The organism is Mesorhizobium sp. B3-2-1 (assembly GCF_006439515.1).
GTDB lineage: Bacteria > Pseudomonadota > Alphaproteobacteria > Rhizobiales > Rhizobiaceae > Mesorhizobium.
This window is the reverse complement of the sequence record NZ_VFTI01000050.1, coordinates 1-17,393: the sequence shown is the minus strand read 5'-3', so window position 1 is coordinate 17,393 and position 17,393 is coordinate 1. Positions and strand designations below refer to the sequence as shown.

15 protein-coding genes and 1 pseudogene are annotated in these 17,393 nt (G+C 58.2%); 11 read left to right on the top strand and 5 right to left on the bottom strand.

The features are described from left to right. Nucleotides 1-26 precede the first annotated feature (26 nt). Nucleotides 27-725 carry a helix-turn-helix transcriptional regulator gene (locus FJW08_RS31125; RefSeq protein WP_140764226.1) on the bottom strand — a complete coding sequence of 233 codons (699 nt, stop codon included), beginning with the start codon at nucleotides 723-725 and terminating at the stop codon, nucleotides 27-29. A 253-nt stretch (nucleotides 726-978) separates the two neighbouring features. Between FJW08_RS31125 and FJW08_RS31120 the strand changes: the two genes are divergently transcribed. Beyond that, nucleotides 979-2,724, top strand: coding sequence for a sensor histidine kinase (locus tag FJW08_RS31120; RefSeq protein ID WP_140764229.1), 1,746 nt, complete (start codon nucleotides 979-981; stop codon nucleotides 2,722-2,724). Here FJW08_RS31120 and FJW08_RS31115 read toward each other — a convergent pair. After that, on the bottom strand, nucleotides 2,721-3,383 hold the full coding sequence (locus FJW08_RS31115; protein WP_140764232.1) for a response regulator transcription factor: 663 nt from the start codon (nucleotides 3,381-3,383) through the stop codon (nucleotides 2,721-2,723). The two genes, FJW08_RS31120 and FJW08_RS31115, sit on opposite strands and share 4 nt — an antisense overlap. Nucleotides 3,384-3,846: 463 nt before the next feature. Here FJW08_RS31115 and FJW08_RS31110 point away from each other — a divergent pair, with 463 nt between their 5' ends. The 10 genes from FJW08_RS31110 to FJW08_RS31065 all read left to right on the top strand — a co-directional run bounded on the left by FJW08_RS31110 (nucleotide 3,847) and on the right by FJW08_RS31065 (nucleotide 15,046). After that, nucleotides 3,847-4,569, top strand: coding sequence for an NDP-sugar synthase (locus FJW08_RS31110; RefSeq protein ID WP_140764235.1), 723 nt, complete (start codon nucleotides 3,847-3,849; stop codon nucleotides 4,567-4,569). A gap of 26 nt (nucleotides 4,570-4,595) precedes the next feature. Then, nucleotides 4,596-5,732, top strand: a complete 1,137-nt coding sequence (locus tag FJW08_RS31105) for a DegT/DnrJ/EryC1/StrS aminotransferase family protein (RefSeq protein ID WP_140764264.1) — start codon at nucleotides 4,596-4,598, stop codon at nucleotides 5,730-5,732. Beyond that, on the top strand, nucleotides 5,729-6,403 hold the full coding sequence (locus FJW08_RS31100; protein WP_140813614.1) for a sugar transferase: 675 nt from the start codon (nucleotides 5,729-5,731) through the stop codon (nucleotides 6,401-6,403). The genes FJW08_RS31105 and FJW08_RS31100 overlap by 4 nt, the downstream gene beginning before the upstream one ends. Before the next feature lie 49 nt (nucleotides 6,404-6,452). After that, nucleotides 6,453-7,457, top strand: coding sequence for an SDR family NAD(P)-dependent oxidoreductase (locus FJW08_RS31095; protein ID WP_140764241.1), 1,005 nt, complete (start codon nucleotides 6,453-6,455; stop codon nucleotides 7,455-7,457). Next, nucleotides 7,454-8,725 (top strand): hypothetical protein, encoded by a 1,272-nt coding sequence (locus FJW08_RS31090; protein WP_140813613.1) that lies wholly within the window; start codon nucleotides 7,454-7,456, stop codon nucleotides 8,723-8,725. Before FJW08_RS31095 ends, FJW08_RS31090 begins: the two co-directional genes overlap by 4 nt. Then, nucleotides 8,712-9,974, top strand: coding sequence for a polysaccharide biosynthesis/export family protein (locus FJW08_RS31085; RefSeq protein WP_140813612.1), 1,263 nt, complete (start codon nucleotides 8,712-8,714; stop codon nucleotides 9,972-9,974). The genes FJW08_RS31090 and FJW08_RS31085 overlap by 14 nt, the downstream gene beginning before the upstream one ends. 76 nt (nucleotides 9,975-10,050) lie before the next feature. Beyond that, the gene (locus tag FJW08_RS31080; RefSeq protein ID WP_224598651.1) at nucleotides 10,051-10,953 is read left to right on the top strand and encodes a class I SAM-dependent methyltransferase; all 903 of its coding nucleotides are present in this window, start codon (nucleotides 10,051-10,053) and stop codon (nucleotides 10,951-10,953) included. Nucleotides 10,954-11,269: 316 nt separating this feature from the next. Continuing rightward, nucleotides 11,270-12,997 (top strand): type I secretion system permease/ATPase, encoded by a 1,728-nt coding sequence (locus FJW08_RS31075; protein ID WP_227791810.1) that lies wholly within the window; start codon nucleotides 11,270-11,272, stop codon nucleotides 12,995-12,997. Between the two features lie 11 nt (nucleotides 12,998-13,008). Further along, nucleotides 13,009-14,340: an HlyD family type I secretion periplasmic adaptor subunit gene (locus tag FJW08_RS31070; protein WP_224598646.1), complete on the top strand. Its 1,332-nt coding sequence runs from the start codon at nucleotides 13,009-13,011 to the stop codon at nucleotides 14,338-14,340. A 202-nt stretch (nucleotides 14,341-14,542) separates the two neighbouring features. After that, nucleotides 14,543-15,046, top strand: coding sequence for an HlyD family efflux transporter periplasmic adaptor subunit (locus FJW08_RS31065; protein WP_348642703.1), 504 nt, complete (start codon nucleotides 14,543-14,545; stop codon nucleotides 15,044-15,046). On the opposite strand, the pseudogene FJW08_RS31060 reads toward FJW08_RS31065, so the two are convergent. The 3 genes and pseudogenes from FJW08_RS31060 to FJW08_RS31050 all read right to left on the bottom strand — a co-directional run. Then, nucleotides 15,039-15,886 (bottom strand): annotated as a pseudogene (locus FJW08_RS31060) (IS66 family transposase); the annotation flags it as partial. The gene FJW08_RS31065 and the pseudogene FJW08_RS31060 overlap by 8 nt on opposite strands. Nucleotides 15,887-15,955: 69 nt before the next feature. After that, nucleotides 15,956-16,312 carry an IS66 family insertion sequence element accessory protein TnpB gene (gene tnpB, locus FJW08_RS31055; RefSeq protein WP_140813610.1) on the bottom strand — a complete coding sequence of 119 codons (357 nt, stop codon included), beginning with the start codon at nucleotides 16,310-16,312 and terminating at the stop codon, nucleotides 15,956-15,958. After that, nucleotides 16,309-16,737 (bottom strand): transposase, encoded by a 429-nt coding sequence (locus FJW08_RS31050; RefSeq protein WP_181183097.1) that lies wholly within the window; start codon nucleotides 16,735-16,737, stop codon nucleotides 16,309-16,311. Before FJW08_RS31050 ends, tnpB begins: the two co-directional genes overlap by 4 nt. Nucleotides 16,738-17,393: the final 656 nt, after the last annotated feature.

The following is a 17,393-nucleotide window of genomic DNA, read 5'->3' as shown; positions in this document are numbered from 1 at the left end:
TGGATCGGAGACGACGCCGGCGATTATCAGGGCAAAACCGAAATGCGAGAAAGAAGAGCCACCAATTCCCCTTGTCGGCTCGTCTCGGTTTTGGCGAACAATGACGCGAGTTGAGACCGAATTGTAGTCCGGCTTAGACGCCAACTGCGGGCGATCTCCAAAGGCGCATCGCCTTGAGCCAAGCGAAGCGCAAGTTGCGTTTCGGCGCTTGTCAGTCCGAACATCCTTTGCAAGGTTTGAGGATTGGCCACCGACCTGTACCCACGATCCATTAAGGCGACGATACTCGTTCCGTCCGGCGCGACAGCGCCTCCTTCGTTAAGTATCACCGGCCGGTCGCCCCGAGAGTGAATAACTACCCACGACAATGAACCCGGAAGCAAGCGGATCGGAACTCCGGCAACGAGCCGCTTGAGCGCGGCGGCAAGCTCAGTGGCGGTAGCGGCTGCCTCACCTTGCCGCTCGAAGGTATCTTGCGCGGCGGCGTTCCATTCGACTACCTTCTTCTGGCCGTCGAGCAGGAGATAACCACAGCCGATCCGGTCAAGCATACCGGCAATTGATTCCATGCTTCTTCGCTTGCTTTCGTTGATTTTTCCTTCCGGTCGATCGAAGGCGGATGCTGCGGGACGGTGCGGTATATAGGCGTTGCGAGCATGTTGGTTCCTCCACGGAATGGTTCGAAGGCTCACAACGGGATCGTTCCGTCTGTCAACGAGCGTCATTTTCCTGCCCCAACTAACTTGCCTAATGAAGTAGGCACATCACAGATCACTCGAACTCTCTTCGATAGCGCGATGTTTTTTCAGTTTCGAAGCCGAGCCTCGGGAACTCTGCGCCACATTCAATGGATGCAGCGTTCTTAACTCTTCCGATTGATTCTAGCCGGGTATCAAGGCTAGGCAATCCAGCATTGGCACTAGGCAATCATTTGTGGCTTAGTCTGAACGATCTAGTCAGAAGGACGTAGTCTGGCCTATGAATTGGCATCAGCGCACTGCGAATCCGAACGGGGCTCGCTCGCCGCTGACTCACTTAGCTTCTCTAGCGGTGCTGGTTACTTCGATAACAGTCGAAGTAACGGGCGCAGCAAAAGTGGGTCAAGACGCCACATTTATCGCCTTTATTCCGGCCATTATTATCATCGTTTATCTTGAAGGTCGCGCAGCGGCACTCGTTGCGACACTTTTGATGGCGGCCGCCGGTATGTCGGCTCGCGGGCTTCTGGTCGGCCAAATCCCGGCAGCCGATTGGACTCGGGCGATTCTGCTTCTGTTGTCGGGTTGGACAACCGTGCTTACATTCCACCGCCTAAGCCAGGACTTGCACGCGGCGGTTGAAGTTGCGGAGGCACGCCTCGCGGCGGTCGAGGCGGTGGAGAGCCGCTATCGTTGGGCTTTTCAGCACGCCGCTATGGGCTTCGCAAACACCAATCAAAGCGGTGAGTTACTGCAATCCAACCCGCGCCTATGCGAAATGACCGGCTACAGCGAGGGAGAGCTTGCACGATTGCGGCTCAGCGAACTGGTCCATCCTGACGATAGAGATGCCTTCGGAGCGACATTGGAGCGCTTAGATGCAGATGGGTCTTCATCAAGTTCGGAGGTCCGTTTGTCAAAAAAAGACGGAACGACATTCTGGACCCGGCTCACTCTGTCTTCGGCCGCGTCCGATGGTGTTCCTTCGAGAAGCGTATTCGTGGTTGTCGACGACATATCGGAACGAAGGTCCGCACGAGAAGCCCTTCGGGCTCAGAAGGAATGGCTTGATCTCGCCCTCTCTGCCGGACGTCTTGGCACGTGGCGGATTGATCGCCAAGACGCGACGGTGACCGGTTCGGCCAAATTCTGGGACATCTTGGGCATGCCGCCAGGCGCCGTTCGTCGCCTGGAGGAGCTTGCCGGGGTCGTACATCCGGCAGACTGGCCAAAACTCGCATCCTCGACGAGGCACGCGACAAGCATGAATTATGACGCCGAGATTCGCGTTCGACGGGCAGAGGACGGGAATATGCGCTGGATTGCTCTGCGTGGGCGAGAGGAAATACAGGATTCACGTGCCGTGCGAGTCGGGGTTGCTGCCGATTTAACCGAGCGTCGGCAAACCACGCTTTTGCGCGCCGCCGCAAAAAAAAGGGAGCGTCTGATGCTCGAGCAGCGTCATCGGCTCAGCAATCTGTTCCCTGTCATCATGGCCCTGGTGAAGATCGTCAAGGCGCCTGGCAACGATGTTGCTCTATACAAGCAGACCCTCCTCGATCGGATCCGCGCACTTGAGGTGACGCATCTACTCCTTTCACGCCATGCCGGTTCGTCGGCGCTGCTCCATGATTTCGTCACGCAGGAATTGCGGCCTTACATGGACACGCACGACATCAAGATCACCGGTCCAGCGGTTATGATGCCAGCAGGACCGGCCGAGAGCTTTGCAATGATCCTTCATGAGCTTTCGACCAATTCCGTCAAATACGGCGCGCTGGGCGGTTCACGGGGTCAACTTGAGGTCCAATGGGCTTATGAGTCCGAAGACGCTTCGAGCGACATTGTTTTCAACTGGTTTGAATCCGGACAACGGCAAACGTCAACCGCCGTGCGTCGCGGTTTCGGTTCCATGATAATCGGCTTGGACGGGGCGCCTCTTGTAGGTCACTCGCCAAAGTTGGAAATATTGGAGCGAGGCCTGCGATATTCGCTGCGGCTTTCACGCAAGGAAATCGAATCCTAACTCACGTTCTTCGACAGCCAGGTTTGGAGCATGAGGGCCGCTTCTGTCCGATTTCGCGCTCCCAGTTCGCGCAGGACAGCGCCGGCATGGATTTTGGTCGTCGCTTCGGCAATTTCCAAATGGCGAGCAATCTCCTTGTTCGAATATCCTTCCGCCATCAGCTTCAACACCTCCTTCTGTCGGGCGGTCAGCCTGGCCAGATTATCGGCGTTCGTGCGTTTCTCCGATGATTGGAGTGGCAGCGGCGCAGGCCCGGCAGATGTTCGAGACAGCAGCGCTGGAACATATATTCGGCCGGCCAGGATCTCATTAACGGCGAGCACGACTTCCTCGTCGTTTAGGGATTTGACGATGTAGCCGTGAAGACCGATCGACAAAGCGGTGAGGATCTCGGCGCGTGAATCATTGCCGGACACAATTGCAAAGCGTGTGTCAGGGTGGGCAACGAGAACGTCGCCAAGCACTTCCTGGTTGAATAGGCCAGGCATGTTCAGGTCCAGGATCGCAAGATCGATGGATGCTTGCTCTTCCAGCAACCTGACAACTGCGTCAAAGCATGCTGCCTCGAAAATCTCGACACCCGGAATGCCTGCCATCAGAGCGAGCCTCAGCCCGCGGCGATACAGGCCGTGATCATCGGCGATAACGATTCGATACATTCGACTATCCCAACGCTTACTCGGCTCTCGCAATCTCACTTCCCACAGAGCTACGCCGATCGGTGACGAGCCTTGAAGCGACCCCACTCATCGATCTACTTCAAACCGCAGCGCCCCATTGCTGCACATTCCACCCCTCCATATTTTAGCATGTGATTGGAAAATGCCCTGGTTTTTTTCGCACCGCCTTATGGGTTCGTTCCGGCGTCGGCCGAGGTGACGCCTTTTGCCGGCTCATTCAACACCAGAACCGTTGCCTCGGTACCATTCAAATGCACGACGACATCTACCCGACGATCACGATAGCGTTCCCCCACGATGTTCTGGATTGGCGCGGGTGAGGATCACAGAAGCCTCACCGGACCTTAAATTCCTAACGGAATAGAAGGCGCGATTCCTGGACGCTAGCGTAAAGAACGACCCGTGGCGATGGCGTTCGGGCGTATGATTCAGGGAGGTTCGGATGAAAGCGGTAATTCAATGCGGTGGAATGGGAACCCGTCTTCGGCCCTTCACGTCGGTCTTGCCGAAGCCGCTCATGCCGATCGGTGCCCGGCCCGTTCTTGAGTTGCTTTTGAAATGGCTACGGCGCAATGGCATTGAAGAAATCTATATCACGACTGGCTATCTCGGCCATTTGATCCGAAGCGTTTGCGGTGATGGCTCACAATGGAATCTTAAGATCAAGTACACCCAGGAAATGGAGCCGCTCGGCACCATTGGGCCTCTGTCCTTGATTAGAGATGAACTTACCGAACCGTTTGTCGTGCTCAACGGCGATGTCCTCACCGATTTGAGCCTGAGCCGGTTTGTTGCAGCGCATCGGATGCACAAGGACCCGGTGACAATCGCCACCGCATGCCGCCTGCACAAGATGGACTTCGGCGTCATTGACGAAGTCGACAATACCGTAAAGGTATTCCGTGAGAAGCCGACCCTTTCGCACTTGGTTAGCATGGGTATTTACTGCATGAATCCGGATGTGTTGATGTTTATACCATCAGGAATACCATTCGGTTTTGACGATCTAATGCTGCAAATGATGCAAAAGGGTACGGTCGTCCATGTCTACAAACATGATGGCGTTTGGCTTGATATCGGCCGCGTCGACGACTTCCAGAATGCTCAAGCAATTTCGTGGGAAGAGCAGCCGTCCTCGATAGAGGTTGCCGCAGCCGCAGCATAACGACCACAAAGATCCGGGAGGTAATGATGCTTTTGGTGAGTGCCCCTATTCTGGGCTTGCCGGAGAAGAATGCGCTCACAAAGGTAATTGATAGCAGCTGGCTGACTATGGGCGAGCGGGTGCAGGCTTTCGAAGAGGCATTTGCCAGAATGCACAACGCGGAAGATTGCGTTGCGGTCAGTTCCTGCACCGCAGCCCTTCATCTGATACTGCACGGACTCGGGATTGGCCCGGGCGACGAAGTGCTTGTACCGTCGCTTACCTTCGTAGCGACTGCGAATGCGGTCCTCTATGTGGGCGCCACGCCAGTCTTCGTCGACATCGAATCCGTCGACGTCCCATTGATGTCTATGGTGGAAGCGGAAGCGCGGTGCACGTCACGCACTAAGGCAGTGGTGCTCGTTCACTTTGCGGGCTACCTCGCCAACCGGGAAGATTGGCAGACATTCGCCCGCGCTCGGGGATTACATATAATAGAGGATGCCGCGCATGCGCCCGGCCTGAAAGAAGTTGGCACGTTTGGCGCTGCTGCCGCTTTCAGCTTCTATGGCAACAAGAACATGACAACGGCAGAAGGAGGCGCTGTCATTGCTCAAGATCCGGCCCTGCGGGCACGGATTCGACAAGCCCGCGGCCACGGGATGACAACCGGGACACATCAGCGGCTGAACAGCCGCACGGCACAGTATGATGTCACCATGCTCGGATTCAACTACCGCATGGACGAACTGCGGGCCGCCATAGGACTGGTTCAATTGGAGAACTTGCGGGAATGGAACGAAATTAGGCGCATCCTCGTCGTCCTCTACCGGCGCCTGGTTGCCATGCATTGTCCCGGCGTGACCATTCCATTCAGTGAACCGCGGACGTCGGCTTACCATATCATGCCAATTCTTCTGCCGCGCGACGTTAACCGGCAAGACGTCGTCGACGAATTGCGGGACCAGGAGATACAGACCACCGTCCACTATCCGCCGGTGCATCAGATGAGTTTCTATCGAGAGCTCTCTCCTGGAACGCATTTGCCCCGAACAGAGGACTTTGCACACCGAGAGTTGACACTTCCCCTGCATCCCCAGATCACCGCCCCCGTCATAGAAACGGTTGTGGGCACGCTGGCACGCGTGGTCAACCGCTGCGCACAAACGGGTACCGCCGCATGAACGCCTCGGTTCGATCCTTTCATGGGCGCTTGGTCCCAAGCTACGCGCATGGGTTCGGTAGGCGCGCGATCGATCTCGTTGTGGCAAGCGTTGCAGGCATCGTGCTGGCGCCGCTGATGATGCTAGTCGCTTTAGGAATCCTGCTCGAAGGCGGTCGACCCATCTTGTTTGTGCAGATCCGCATTGGCGCCGGGGGACGGCCCTTTCGCATGTACAAATTTCGCAAATTCGCTGCCAAATGCAGCGCTCAGGGCTTGGCATTGACCATGGCAGGTGACAGCCGCATGACGCCTCTAGGTCGGCTGCTCGCCGCAACAAAATTCGACGAGTTACCGCAATTGTGGAACGTTTTGAGAGGCGAGATGGCGATAGTCGGACCGCGTCCAGAAAGTCTGGCTTTCGCTGACTGTTTCCAGGGCGAGCTTAAGGCCATTCTCCAATACAAACCGGGGTTGCTGGGTCCAACCCAGGTCCTGTTCCGCCACGAGGCCCGTTTCTATCCTCTCTCGGCGGAGCCGCTGCTGTTTTACCGGGAAGTCCTCTTTCCTGCCAAGGCAAAGATCGACCTCGCGTATTATTCGCAGCGCACGATCGCTTCGGACATCGTCTGGATTGTGCGCGGCTGCCTGGCCGTTCTCGGCCGGGTGCCGTCGCCGCCGGCTCACATATGAATGCTAACGAAAAGACAGCGTCTCACGTCGGACGAGGAAATGCTTGGTCATGAGCTACAAGGGCAAGAAGGTTCTGGTGACAGGTGCGGATGGATTTATCGGGTCTCATCTTACCGAGGCACTCGTACGCAACGGCGCGGATGTCACTGCCCTTGCGCTATACAATTCCTTTGACAGTCACGGGTGGTTGGATGATTTGCCCGACACAGTTCGAAGCCAGCTGAAGCTCGTGCGTGGCGACGTTCGCGACAGCGCTTTCCTGAACCGGATCATGCGAGGTCAGTCGATTGTTTTTCATCTGGCCGCGCTCATTGCTATTCCATATTCTTACGCAGCCGCTCAGTCATATGTGGAAAATAACATCCTGGGCACGGTGAACGTACTTGAGGCGGCTCGCCAGTGGGAGACGGAACGCGTCGTTCACACCTCGACTAGCGAGGTCTACGGCACCGCCTTGACGATGCCAATCGGCGAAACGCATCCGCTGCAGGGACAGTCGCCTTATTCGGCATCGAAGATCGGCGCCGACATGATGGCCCAGTCCTACGCCAGGTCTTTCGATGTTCCTGTCGTGATCATGCGGCCCTTTAACACATACGGGCCACGTCAGAGTGAACGGGCGATCGTGCCGACCATCATCCGCCAGGCCTTGGACCCAAATTGCCCGGCAATCATGGTCGGCGATACAAGTCCGGTCCGCGACCTCACCTTTGTCGAAGACACAGCGGCGGCATTCCTTACGGCAGGGTTGTCTGGTCTCGAATTCGGCAATGCCTACAATGCCGGGAGCCAGCGCGCCGTGACTGTTTCGGACGTACTGGATCTCGTTCTTGAGTTGAGCGGCTCCAAAAAGGCCGTTCATCGAGACGAAAGTCGTCTCCGGCCGCAAAACTCAGAAGTTCGCGCCTTGCTGGCTGATTCCACGCGTCTTGAAAGCGAGACTGGTTGGCGGGCGCAGACCAGCCTTCGCGATGGCTTGGGGCGAACAATTGATTGGTGGCGGTCGCGTCTCAGCGAAGGTCGGGTACGTCGCGAAATGGGCTACATGACATGACTTCCGGCCACCGTTACGCATCGGCTCTGATGTTAATTGCAGCGGCCTTACCCATCGATCTACACGTCGCGATCGGGTCGCAAAACGTCATTCCACCGACAGTGTCGTTGCCGGCAGACCTGCCGGGCTATCTCCAGTCAACGCAAGATCCGGCATCGGGCAACAGCTTCACGCGCGTTACCAAACCCGGAAACCTTGGCAATGGAGTCGTGTGTGGAAGGAAGTATTGCAGTCATCGCTATTCGAGCGCCCAAGCCTGGAGCGCTGACCAAAGCCTTCTTGTCATCAGCAACGGCTGCGGTGGCATGTGCTTCCTCGACGGACACACCTACGCCCCGCTCTTCCACCGGGACCGATCGGGCGGATGCGAGTGGAACCCGCAGGAACCGAGCCAGATGATCTGCGTCCAGGGCAGGGCAATCTCCAGGTGGACGCCGCGCACCAATCGTGAGGAAGTGATTTTTCACGCGACGAACTATAGCAATCTTCAGTTCGGCCCTAACAAAGGCAACCCTAGCCGGGATGGCAATCGCATAGTCGTGCGCGCGGTTCGAGCGGACGGCAAAACGGTGGCCTTCGCCTACGATCTCAAGCGGCAGCGAAAGTTCCAGGATATCGATCTTGCTCAACTTGCTGGGGCCAACCGCGCCTGCTCGATCTCTCCGCTAGGCACCAACGTTCTTTGCTTTCAGAACCTTGAAGACGGGACGGACCAGATCATGATCTTCTCCGTCGACGGTGTCTTGCGCCAGAAATGGGCGGAGCATCATCGGCCTGGTCACGGCGATATGACCGTCGATGCCGATGGCAGCGAAATTTATGTGGGCATCAGCAAATCGGAACCGGACAAGTATCAAGTCATCAAGCGGCGGATCTCGGATGGGGCGGTCACCTCACTGATGAAATACGGCGAAGCCCAGCACGCGTCTCTACGGGCCTTGAATAGGCCGGGCTGGGTATTCTTGAGCTACGCCGGCGATCCGGCGGAAGTGTCAAACCATCCCGATTGGGCGCCTTACGCAAGGGAAGTGATCGCGCTGCGCACTGATGGCAGTGGATATGTTCGTCGCATCGCGGAGACGCGAAATGTCGTCTTCGACTACTGGAGCGAGACACACGCCTCGCCCTCCCCAGACGGCTCGCAGGTTGTCTGGTCAAGCAATTGGGGCGCGCCGGGCGGCCCGGTCCACGATTTTGTCACCCGTGTCGATTGGTCAGTGTCGGGCACGTCGAGCCAGAAGGAGATTGTGGCAAATGGGCTTCGATAAGCGAATTCTACTCGCCGCGCTCGTCGCGGTATCAGCCGCCCAAAAGGTCGCTGCGGCAGACGCCCCGCTTGTCTATCAATTGTCTCCAGGAGATGTCGTCGAAATAGGAATTGCTTCGATTCCTGAGCGAATTCAGCGTGCCGTGGTCCAGATGGACGGCACGATCGCGCTTCCCGAAGTTGGCGTGGTATCGGTTGCCGGCCTTACTCCGACTCAACTGCAGACGCGCATGGAAACAATCTTGCCGACAAAGATTTTTCGCGCGCGGCTGCAGGACGGGCGAGAGCAAATGATTATCATCAAGCCAAGCGACGTGACCGCGGTGATCGCGGAATATCGGCCAATCTATGTCACCGGCGATGTCCTTACTCCGGGGCAGCAGCCGTATCGCCCGCTGATGACAGTTCGACAGGCGATAGCCGTTTCCGGTGGATTAAGCCTTTTGCGTTCAAGAGCAGGCCAAGCGGGACCCGATCCGGTTGATCTGCGCCGCGACTATGAATCGCTTTGGGGCGAGTATATCAAGGACTACTTTCACGGCGCTCGAATTCGCGCCGAACTGCAAGGTGAGGCGAGCTTTGACCAACACCTGCCGCAGGGATCGCCGTTGCCTGCCAGTGTCGGTACCGCAATAGCGCGGGCTGAAGCGGAGGCCTTGAAGATTTCAATCAGCGATTTTCAGGCGGAGCAGAGCTATCTCGAAAAAGGCGAGAAAGACACGGCAGATCAGATCGACGTTCTGCTCAAGCGTCAACAGGTCGAAAACGACGGCGTCAAGGCAGACCAAGACGATCTGGCTAGGGTTACGAAGGTCTTTGAATCGGGCAACCTCACCAACAACAGGCTCGCCGACGTTCGGCGAGCTTTGCTTCTGTCGTCAAGCGGTGCTCTTCAGACGTCAGTTGAACTGATGAGGGCGCGTCGCCAGGAAGATGACTATGCAAGGCAGCTGCAACGCGCTGAGAACCAACGGAAAATTGGTCTTCTGACCGAATTGAAGGACACAGATGGGCGTTTGGCGGACAACACCGCAAAACTTCACGCCGCGAGCCAGAAACTGCAGCCATCCGGAGCGTCGGCCCGACCCTTGCCTATGGCTGGGGAAACAATCCGCGCCAAGGTGTTGATCATTCGCAAGGTCGACCAGGAATGGCGAAAGCTGGCTGCCGACGTGGATACCGTCGTTGCGCCCGGAGATACCATCGAGGCGACCTTCAGCAGTGACCTCGAAGGCGTGGCCATCCAGTAAGCAGGTGTGTCGGACTCGCGTGGGGAGGCCGCTGGCTCAAAGTTCGACCGTCAACCAAAATGGAACGGAGGGTTTCGTGAAGATCCAGTCCAAGCCAAGCGCCTCTCCAATGCAGTCAACTGAAGTCGCACCAGCGGCCGGCCCGGCAATCTGCACGTTTGAGACACCTGTCTTGAAAGTTCCTCAGACGAGCCCCCGAGCTGTTGAGGCCAGAGTGTGGCAGAATCGGCGGGCTGATCGGGAAGGGGATGAAGTCTCGGATAATTATCGCATTAGCCACTGTGCCCTGGGTTATGGTGAGCACTACAACAAGACACACGAGTCCGGCTACTATGGCGCCCTGTGGACAAAAATTGAGAAGCCCCTTCTCGTTGACGTTCTCGGTCCCATGGGTGGTGCCGGCCGAAAGTGCCTCGACTTCGCGTGCGGCACCGGCCGCATCACCAACATAGCCGCCGAACTGTTTGACGAGGTGGTGGGGGTCGATGTCTCCGGGGCTATGCTCGCCTGTGCACGGGTCCCAGACAATGTGAAACTGCGGCACATCGATATGACAGTCGACCCGCTCGGCGAAACGTTCGACGTTGTAACCGCATTTCGTTTCTTCCTGAATGCCGAGGATTCTCTGCGACGAGAGGCCCTGACGGCGATACACGACCAACTGAACGACCAAGGCAGGCTTGTGGCCAACGTACACATGAACGCAACCTCGCCAGTTGGCGTAGCTTGCCGGATGCTAAATCAGGTTTTTGGACGCACACTCCGCAACACGCTGAGCGCCAGTCGATTTAACGAATTGCTCGTATCGTCTGGTTTCACCGTTGAGCACCTGATCCCCTACGGTTATCTGCCTCGGCCAGGCCACTTTTTGCCTGGCCTTTGCCAGGCATTGATCGAGCCAGTTGAGAAGGCATCAAAAACGCTCAAGCTGCCTGGCTCCCTTGCGCAACACTTTTTGGTGGTTGCAAACAAACGATAGGCTGGTCGCACCGCCGGGTCGCAATCACACGGGTCTAAAAACCGTGTTTTGACTTCGGCGGCGCTGTCGCTGCAAACTTTCCCACCCCCCGCTATCTTATCCACCGCTTTTGGCAAGGAAGCCTTGGGTTTCTCGGAAAAGCGTCACGATTTTGCTACATTTTTACCGAAGGCAGATACCTTAGCAACGCTTAATGCTTTTGGTGCGGGACAGGGCTAGCAAGGAAGAGGGTGTTTACAATCGGCAGGACAAGCGAGTCCATGCGGCCATTTCTCGTAGAGGGTCGCGCACCATGAAGCGATGGAACGGGCCTTCGATGGATTTGCGTTCGGCTTTTTCAGGCTGTGTTCCTGGGCTGGCCGGTGTCGGTCTGTTCTCAGCGGTCATCAACATTCTGTCTTTGACAGGATCCATCTATATGCTGCAGATCTACGATCGCGTTCTGCCTTCACAGAGCATTCCGACGCTTGTCGGATTCACTATTGGGATGCTTGGTCTGTATGCGGTCTATGGAGTGCTCGATTTCATACGGCTTCGCCTCTTGGTGCGGATTGGCAGTCGGCTCCATAGAACTCTGCAGCAAAGGGTCTTCGCCATCTCACTGTCCCTGCCGCTCATTGCCGGAGAGGACGCAAGCAGGACTCATCCGCTTCGCGATCTGGATCAACTCCGCGGCTTTCTTTCCGGGTTGGGACCGACAGTCGTCTTCGACGCCCCCTGGATACCATTTTATCTGGTGATCATCTATCTTCTGCACCCTTCGCTTGGAATACTAGCCACAGCAGGCGCGGCTGTTGTCATTACCCTGACAGTGGTGGCGGAAATTTTTGCGCGCGGACCGGCGATGCACGCGTCCGAAGCACTTTTATCGCAACGCGTTCTTGCCGATTCCGGGCGTCGCAACGCCGAAGTTGTGCACGCTATGGGTCTTTCCAACCGGATTGGCCATCGCTGGAGCGAAGCGACCCGAGCCTATCTGGCGTACCAGGAGCGGCTTTCCGACGTCGTAGGCGCAGCCGGCTCGCTAACCAAGGCGCTTCGCATGGCGTTACAATCCTCGGTTTTAGGGCTCGGCGCTTATCTTGTTATTGGCGGCGAAGCATCCCCTGGCGTGATTATCGCGTCATCCATATTGCTGGGCCGCGCGCTGGCCCCTGTTGATATTGCGATCGCAAACTGGAAGGGTTTCCTGGCTGCTAGGCGCAGCTTCTCCCAGTTGGCGGCCGTGCTCAGCACTTTTGACGATCACAACGAGCCCATGGAATTGCCCCGCCCGCAGGCACTTCTTGCGGTTGAAGACCTGACGATCGCGCCGCCGGGCGTGTCGAGGCCGACCGTCTTAAACGTGACTTTCCAATTGCCGAAAGGCTCCGGCATGGCCGTTATCGGCCCGAGCGGCTCTGGCAAGACGACGCTCGTTCGCGCCCTGGTCGGTGCGTGGAAGCCGCTTCGCGGAACGGTCAGGTTAGACGGAGCCTCGCTCGAGCAATGGAGTTCGGAGCGGGTTGGCGCTCATGTTGGTTACCTGCCGCAAGACGTTGAACTGTTTGATGGTACAGTCGCGGACAACATCTCGAGGTTTGGCGGCCAAGGCGATCCCAAAGGCGTTATGGCTGCCGCCAGGGCGGCGGGTATCGACAAGATGATCATGCGACTTCCAGACGGTTTTCAAACGCGCGTGGGGGAAGGGGGCACTGCTTTGTCGGCGGGGCAGCGGCAGCTCGTGGGACTGGCCAGGGCACTTTATGGCGAACCATTTCTTGTCGTTCTTGACGAGCCTAATTCAAATCTCGACGTCAGTGGCGATGCTGCGCTGGCCGGTGCGATCCTGAGCGTTCGTCAGCGTGGTGGGATTGTCATCATTGTGGCTCATCGTCCGTCGGCTCTCACCAACATCGATCGGGTTCTCGTCATGTCCAATGGCATGCTCCATTCCTTTGGCTCGCGCGAGGATGTGCTGGCGAACGTGGTCCGACCCTTTCCAGCTGCAGAGCGTCCAAGTCCGGTGGTGCCCCTTCACAAGGGCGTCAGCGGGCATGCCTGAGATTCTTCCAAGTGTCTGATACGATCACGGCGCCATATGCCACCGGGGAGGATGTGCTCGGATTGCAAGACGGCGTTCGCGCCAATCTGATGCTAGGTCTTGCAACGACTTTTCTAGTAGTCTTGGGCTGCGGGCTGTGGGTCGGCTTGACCAAGATCGCCGGCGCGGTGATTGCGCCAGCCACAGTGGTGGTAGAGACCAACATCAAGAAAGTTCAGCATCTCACGGGTGGTACGATCGGTGCTATCTTCGCCCAGGACGGAGATCATGTTCAAGCCGGCGACGTGCTGGTCAAGCTGGATGACACATTGACGAGGGCTAATCTGCAAATAATTAGCGAGGATCTCGATCGCGCGACTATCCGCCTTGCCCGGCTGGAGGCGGAACGGCAAAGCCTTCCGGAAATCCAGGTCCCGCGAGCTGTCCAGGCCAGGATGAGCAACCCTGAGCTGGCGGCTCTTGTCAGTGGTGAACGCGCCTTGTTCGACAGCCGTGCGGCGGCACTCAAAGGTCAGAAGGCTCAATTGCAAAGTCGCACAAGACAACTCGAACGTCAGATCGACGGCCTCAAATCAGAGCAAGCGGCGGAAGATGAAGCGGTGGCTTTGCTGGATCACGACCTCACGGATGTCGAAGCGTTGTATTCTAAGAAATTGGTTTCAAAGGAAAGATTGAGCAAGGCGAGATTGGATAGCACGCGAGCTCACGGAGAATCGGGACGTCTGGCCGCTGCAGTCGCCGAAGCGGAGGCTCGGGTTAGCGAAACTGCGCTGCAAATTCTCCAACTCGACGAACAAAAGCGCGCCGATGTCACAAGCGAGCTTCGCCAGACCGAAGCCAAGAGCACCGAGCTGAAGGAGCGCAAGATAGTAGCTCAGGATGAGCTGAGCAAAAGTACGGTCAGGGCTCCGCAGTCTGGAACAATTCAAGAATCATCGATCCACACGGTAGGCGGTGTCGTCGGCCCCGGAGAAGTGCTCATGATGATTGTGCCGGATACGGACAATCTCGTAGTCGACGCCCTAATCCCGCCGTCGCGTGTAGATGACATTCGCGCCGGCCAACCAGTATCAATTCGTTTTCCTGCGTTCGACGCCGGTACTACACCCGCCTGCCAAGGGTGGGTTCAGCGCATATCCGCCGATTTGATCAAGGACCAACAGCGTCAGTTGTCGTATTTTTCAGCGCGTATCAAGGTTGAAAACAAGTCGGACTGCTTAACGGAAGCCAAGGTCCTGAAGCCAGGCATGCCTGCCGAAGTCCACATCAGCACAGACGAACGAACTGTATGGTCGTACTTGCTGAAACCGTTCGCTGACCAGATGTCCAGGGCTTTCCGTTAGGCGACAACAGCGCCACCCGACAACGGCATACCGAGGCGAATTTGTGGGGTGGCATTAATAGGATATGGGCGAACCCTTGGACCTGCGTGCCGTGGCGGACACCCCTGTATGATCAAGCTGACCGGAGCGATCTGACGAGGATTTTCATCGAAGTCGGCGATCAGCTTGTCGAGCTCATCCTGGGTAGGTCGCGATCGCGCTGGTGCCTTTGCCAACGAGGCCGAGTCTCTTCAGGGCGATACGCGCCAGCTCTATCTGTTCGATCTTGACCGGAGGCGTCGTCACGCCGGCGCAGTCGCTCGCGGTCGTCGTGCCGGCCGACGCTGCCCTCGAGATCGAGGCCATGGTGTCGAACAGCGATATCGGGTTTGTTTCTCCCGGGCAGGAGGCGGAGATCAAGGTCGATACCTTCAATTTCACGCGCTACGGGCTCTTGCACGGGCGCGTGCTCGGCGTCTCGCACGACGCCGTCAACAATGACAAACGCGACGATGCCTCAGGCGAGCCACGATCCGCAGCAGAGAGTTCGACGACCGAGACACGGGGGCAGGGGCTCGCCTATGTAGCGCGCGTCTCGCTCGACCGCACCCAGATGCGGATCGAGGGCAGATCCGCCGATCTGTCACCCGGCATGTCGGTCACGGTCGAGATCAAGACCGGCTCACGCCGTATCATCGTAAGCGGTGTTCTCAGGCCACGGCCCTGAGTTCAGAGGCGCGGATGTAAGGCGGGTCGCCGCCATTCCATGGTCGGTCATCGCGGGCATAGGCCCAGAGCTGGCCTGTCTTCGTCTTGCCGCGGCCCGGATCGAGCACCGGCGCCTTCGTCTCGTCGGCGAAGAGTTTTGGTGAGGACCTCAGCTTTCCAAGCAGCCGCTCGTGCACCGGACATAGATGCCAGGCGGCACGGCCGACCCAGTCGGCGAGCGTCGACCGGTCGAGATTGATGCCCTGCCGGGCGTAGATCTGCGCCTGACGATAGAGTGGCAGGTGGTCAGCATTTTTGGAGACTAGGACCTGGGCGATCGTTGCCTCGGTCGGAAGGCCGCCTTCGATCAACCGGGCGGGTGCCGGAGCCTGAACGACAACGTCCTCGCAGGCGCGGCAGGCATATTTGGGCCGGCGCACGACGATCACACGCAGCCGCGCCGGCACGATGTCTTAGCCGCTCGCTCACGTCTTCGCCGATCCGATGCAGGCCGTTGCGGCAGCACGGGCAGGCATGGGCCTCGATGTCGACGACCATCTCCGTGCGCGGCAGATGGGGTGGCAACGCGCCGCGGTTCGCCCGACGCTTGGCGACACGCGCCTGTCGCTCCGTGGGAGCAGCCTGTTCGTTCTCCTCCTGCCGGCCGCCTCGATCTGCTCGGCTTCCTCAAGTCCCAGCAGCAGTTGGTCTTCCGGCAGCGTCTCAGCACGACGGCCGAAGCGATGGCGCTGCAATTCCTTAATGATCTGGACCAGACGGGAATTCTCGATGTCGCGCGCCAGGACCATCGCCCTCAGCGCTCCGGATCGTCGGGAAGCTGGTCAGCCGTCATCGCCATGAGCCGATCAGACCATATTAGCCGACGGCCCGCGACAGCGGAATCCACGCTGATTCACTTCGTCGCGGGTCAGCCCGCCTGAACTGGAATGCGGGTCCGGCGCGGCTCGTGGACTCGCCGCCAATCGAGGCCTTCGAGCAGCGCCGAGAGCTGTGCAGCCGTCAACCGCATCACGCCGTCATGCACTTTCGGCCAGCGGAACTCGCCATCCTCCAGACGCTTTGCATAAAGGCAGACCCCGGTGCCGTCCCAGAAGATCAGCTTGATCCGGTCGGGGCGCTTGGCGCGGAAGACGTAAACGGCGCCGCTGAACGGATCGGCGCCCATCGTCTCGCGCACCAGGGCGGCCAAGCCCTCAGCACCCTTGCGGAATTCCACTGGCTTCGTCGCTACCATCACCTTGACCGCACCCGTCGGCCCAATCACGTCGTCGCCTTCAGCGCGCGGATTACAGCGGCTACTGTCTTGGTATCGGCGCCACGGCCAACGCGCATGGCGATGCCGTCGATCTCAAGCTCAATCACGCCGGCGTCTCGGGTGGCTTTCCGGTTCCGCTGCTTCGGTGGATGCCTGGCTATGGGTTCCGGCGCCCCCACCACCGCCGGCACGAAGGCGGGAGAATCTTGCTGCGCCGAAACGGCCTGTTTGCGCGCTTCGCGACGCCAGGCGAAGACCTGTTGCGGCCTCAGACCATACCGGCGGGCGACCTCGGAAATGATTGCGTTCGGCTCCAGAGTCTCCGCAATGATCCGGGCTTTGTCATCCACCGACCACTGACGCCGGCCGCCAGCACCGTTGATCACCTCGAAACGTCGAGGCTGTCGCTCAGGGTCAAGGTCAAGTCCAGACACAAGCCGATCTCCGATCCCAATGCAGAACCGGCAACCTCACAGATTGCGGCCACTCCCGAAAGGTGGCCCGGAAACACCGAACGTATCATCAGCTACCTTCTTTCGCCGCTCATGCGATACAAGCAGGAGGTCCTGCGCGAGCGGTGAGAAGCAGAGGTGCCGATCCATCGCGTTGATATGGCTGCGCGGCCCGGTTGTGGTAGGCTTGGCAAACCCCCATAGAGCGCCTCAGCGCGTGTCGAACAGGCGCTAGTCCATGTATGGCAGCATCCATCTGTACGGATGTCCGCTTTTAAAGGCGATCGCGGGAAGCTTGCCGGTTGGTAGCCGGAGCCGGGAAAGGACGCGGAGCGATGTTGCCAAGCATTGGGAGTCCGCAGTCAAGCTGGTCGCGGCCCTGGAAGAGGAAGGCGCGGCGGAGCACCGTGGCAATGTTGCGGTCTTGTGACTCGACCCTCACACTTGGCGCCTGCAGCCCGTCTGAGAGCGTGGCGGCAGCCAGGCGCGATCAATCGCTGAAAGCGGCGTGGAAACTCAGCCTAGCCAACTCACCAATTCGGCCCCGTGGATATCTCCACGAAAAAGTTCAAAAACTTGAGAAAGCGGTGTTGACAGTTTGTCGGGGTGGCGACTATATACGCCTCACGAACGAGGGC

What these genes read in the sequence shown, in the direction of transcription:
- FJW08_RS31125 (WP_140764226.1), bottom strand. Translation starts at nt 725, where the DNA reads ATGACGCTCGTTGACAGACGGAACGATCCCGTTGTGAGCCTTCGAACC.
- FJW08_RS31120 (WP_140764229.1), top strand. Translation starts at nt 979, where the DNA reads ATGAATTGGCATCAGCGCACTGCGAATCCGAACGGGGCTCGCTCGCCG.
- FJW08_RS31115 (WP_140764232.1), bottom strand. Translation starts at nt 3,383, where the DNA reads ATGTATCGAATCGTTATCGCCGATGATCACGGCCTGTATCGCCGCGGG.
- FJW08_RS31110 (WP_140764235.1), top strand. Translation starts at nt 3,847, where the DNA reads ATGAAAGCGGTAATTCAATGCGGTGGAATGGGAACCCGTCTTCGGCCC.
- FJW08_RS31105 (WP_140764264.1), top strand. Translation starts at nt 4,596, where the DNA reads ATGCTTTTGGTGAGTGCCCCTATTCTGGGCTTGCCGGAGAAGAATGCG.
- FJW08_RS31100 (WP_140813614.1), top strand. Translation starts at nt 5,729, where the DNA reads ATGAACGCCTCGGTTCGATCCTTTCATGGGCGCTTGGTCCCAAGCTAC.
- FJW08_RS31095 (WP_140764241.1), top strand. Translation starts at nt 6,453, where the DNA reads ATGAGCTACAAGGGCAAGAAGGTTCTGGTGACAGGTGCGGATGGATTT.
- FJW08_RS31090 (WP_140813613.1), top strand. Translation starts at nt 7,454, where the DNA reads ATGACTTCCGGCCACCGTTACGCATCGGCTCTGATGTTAATTGCAGCG.
- FJW08_RS31085 (WP_140813612.1), top strand. Translation starts at nt 8,712, where the DNA reads ATGGGCTTCGATAAGCGAATTCTACTCGCCGCGCTCGTCGCGGTATCA.
- FJW08_RS31075 (WP_227791810.1), top strand. Translation starts at nt 11,270, where the DNA reads ATGGATTTGCGTTCGGCTTTTTCAGGCTGTGTTCCTGGGCTGGCCGGT.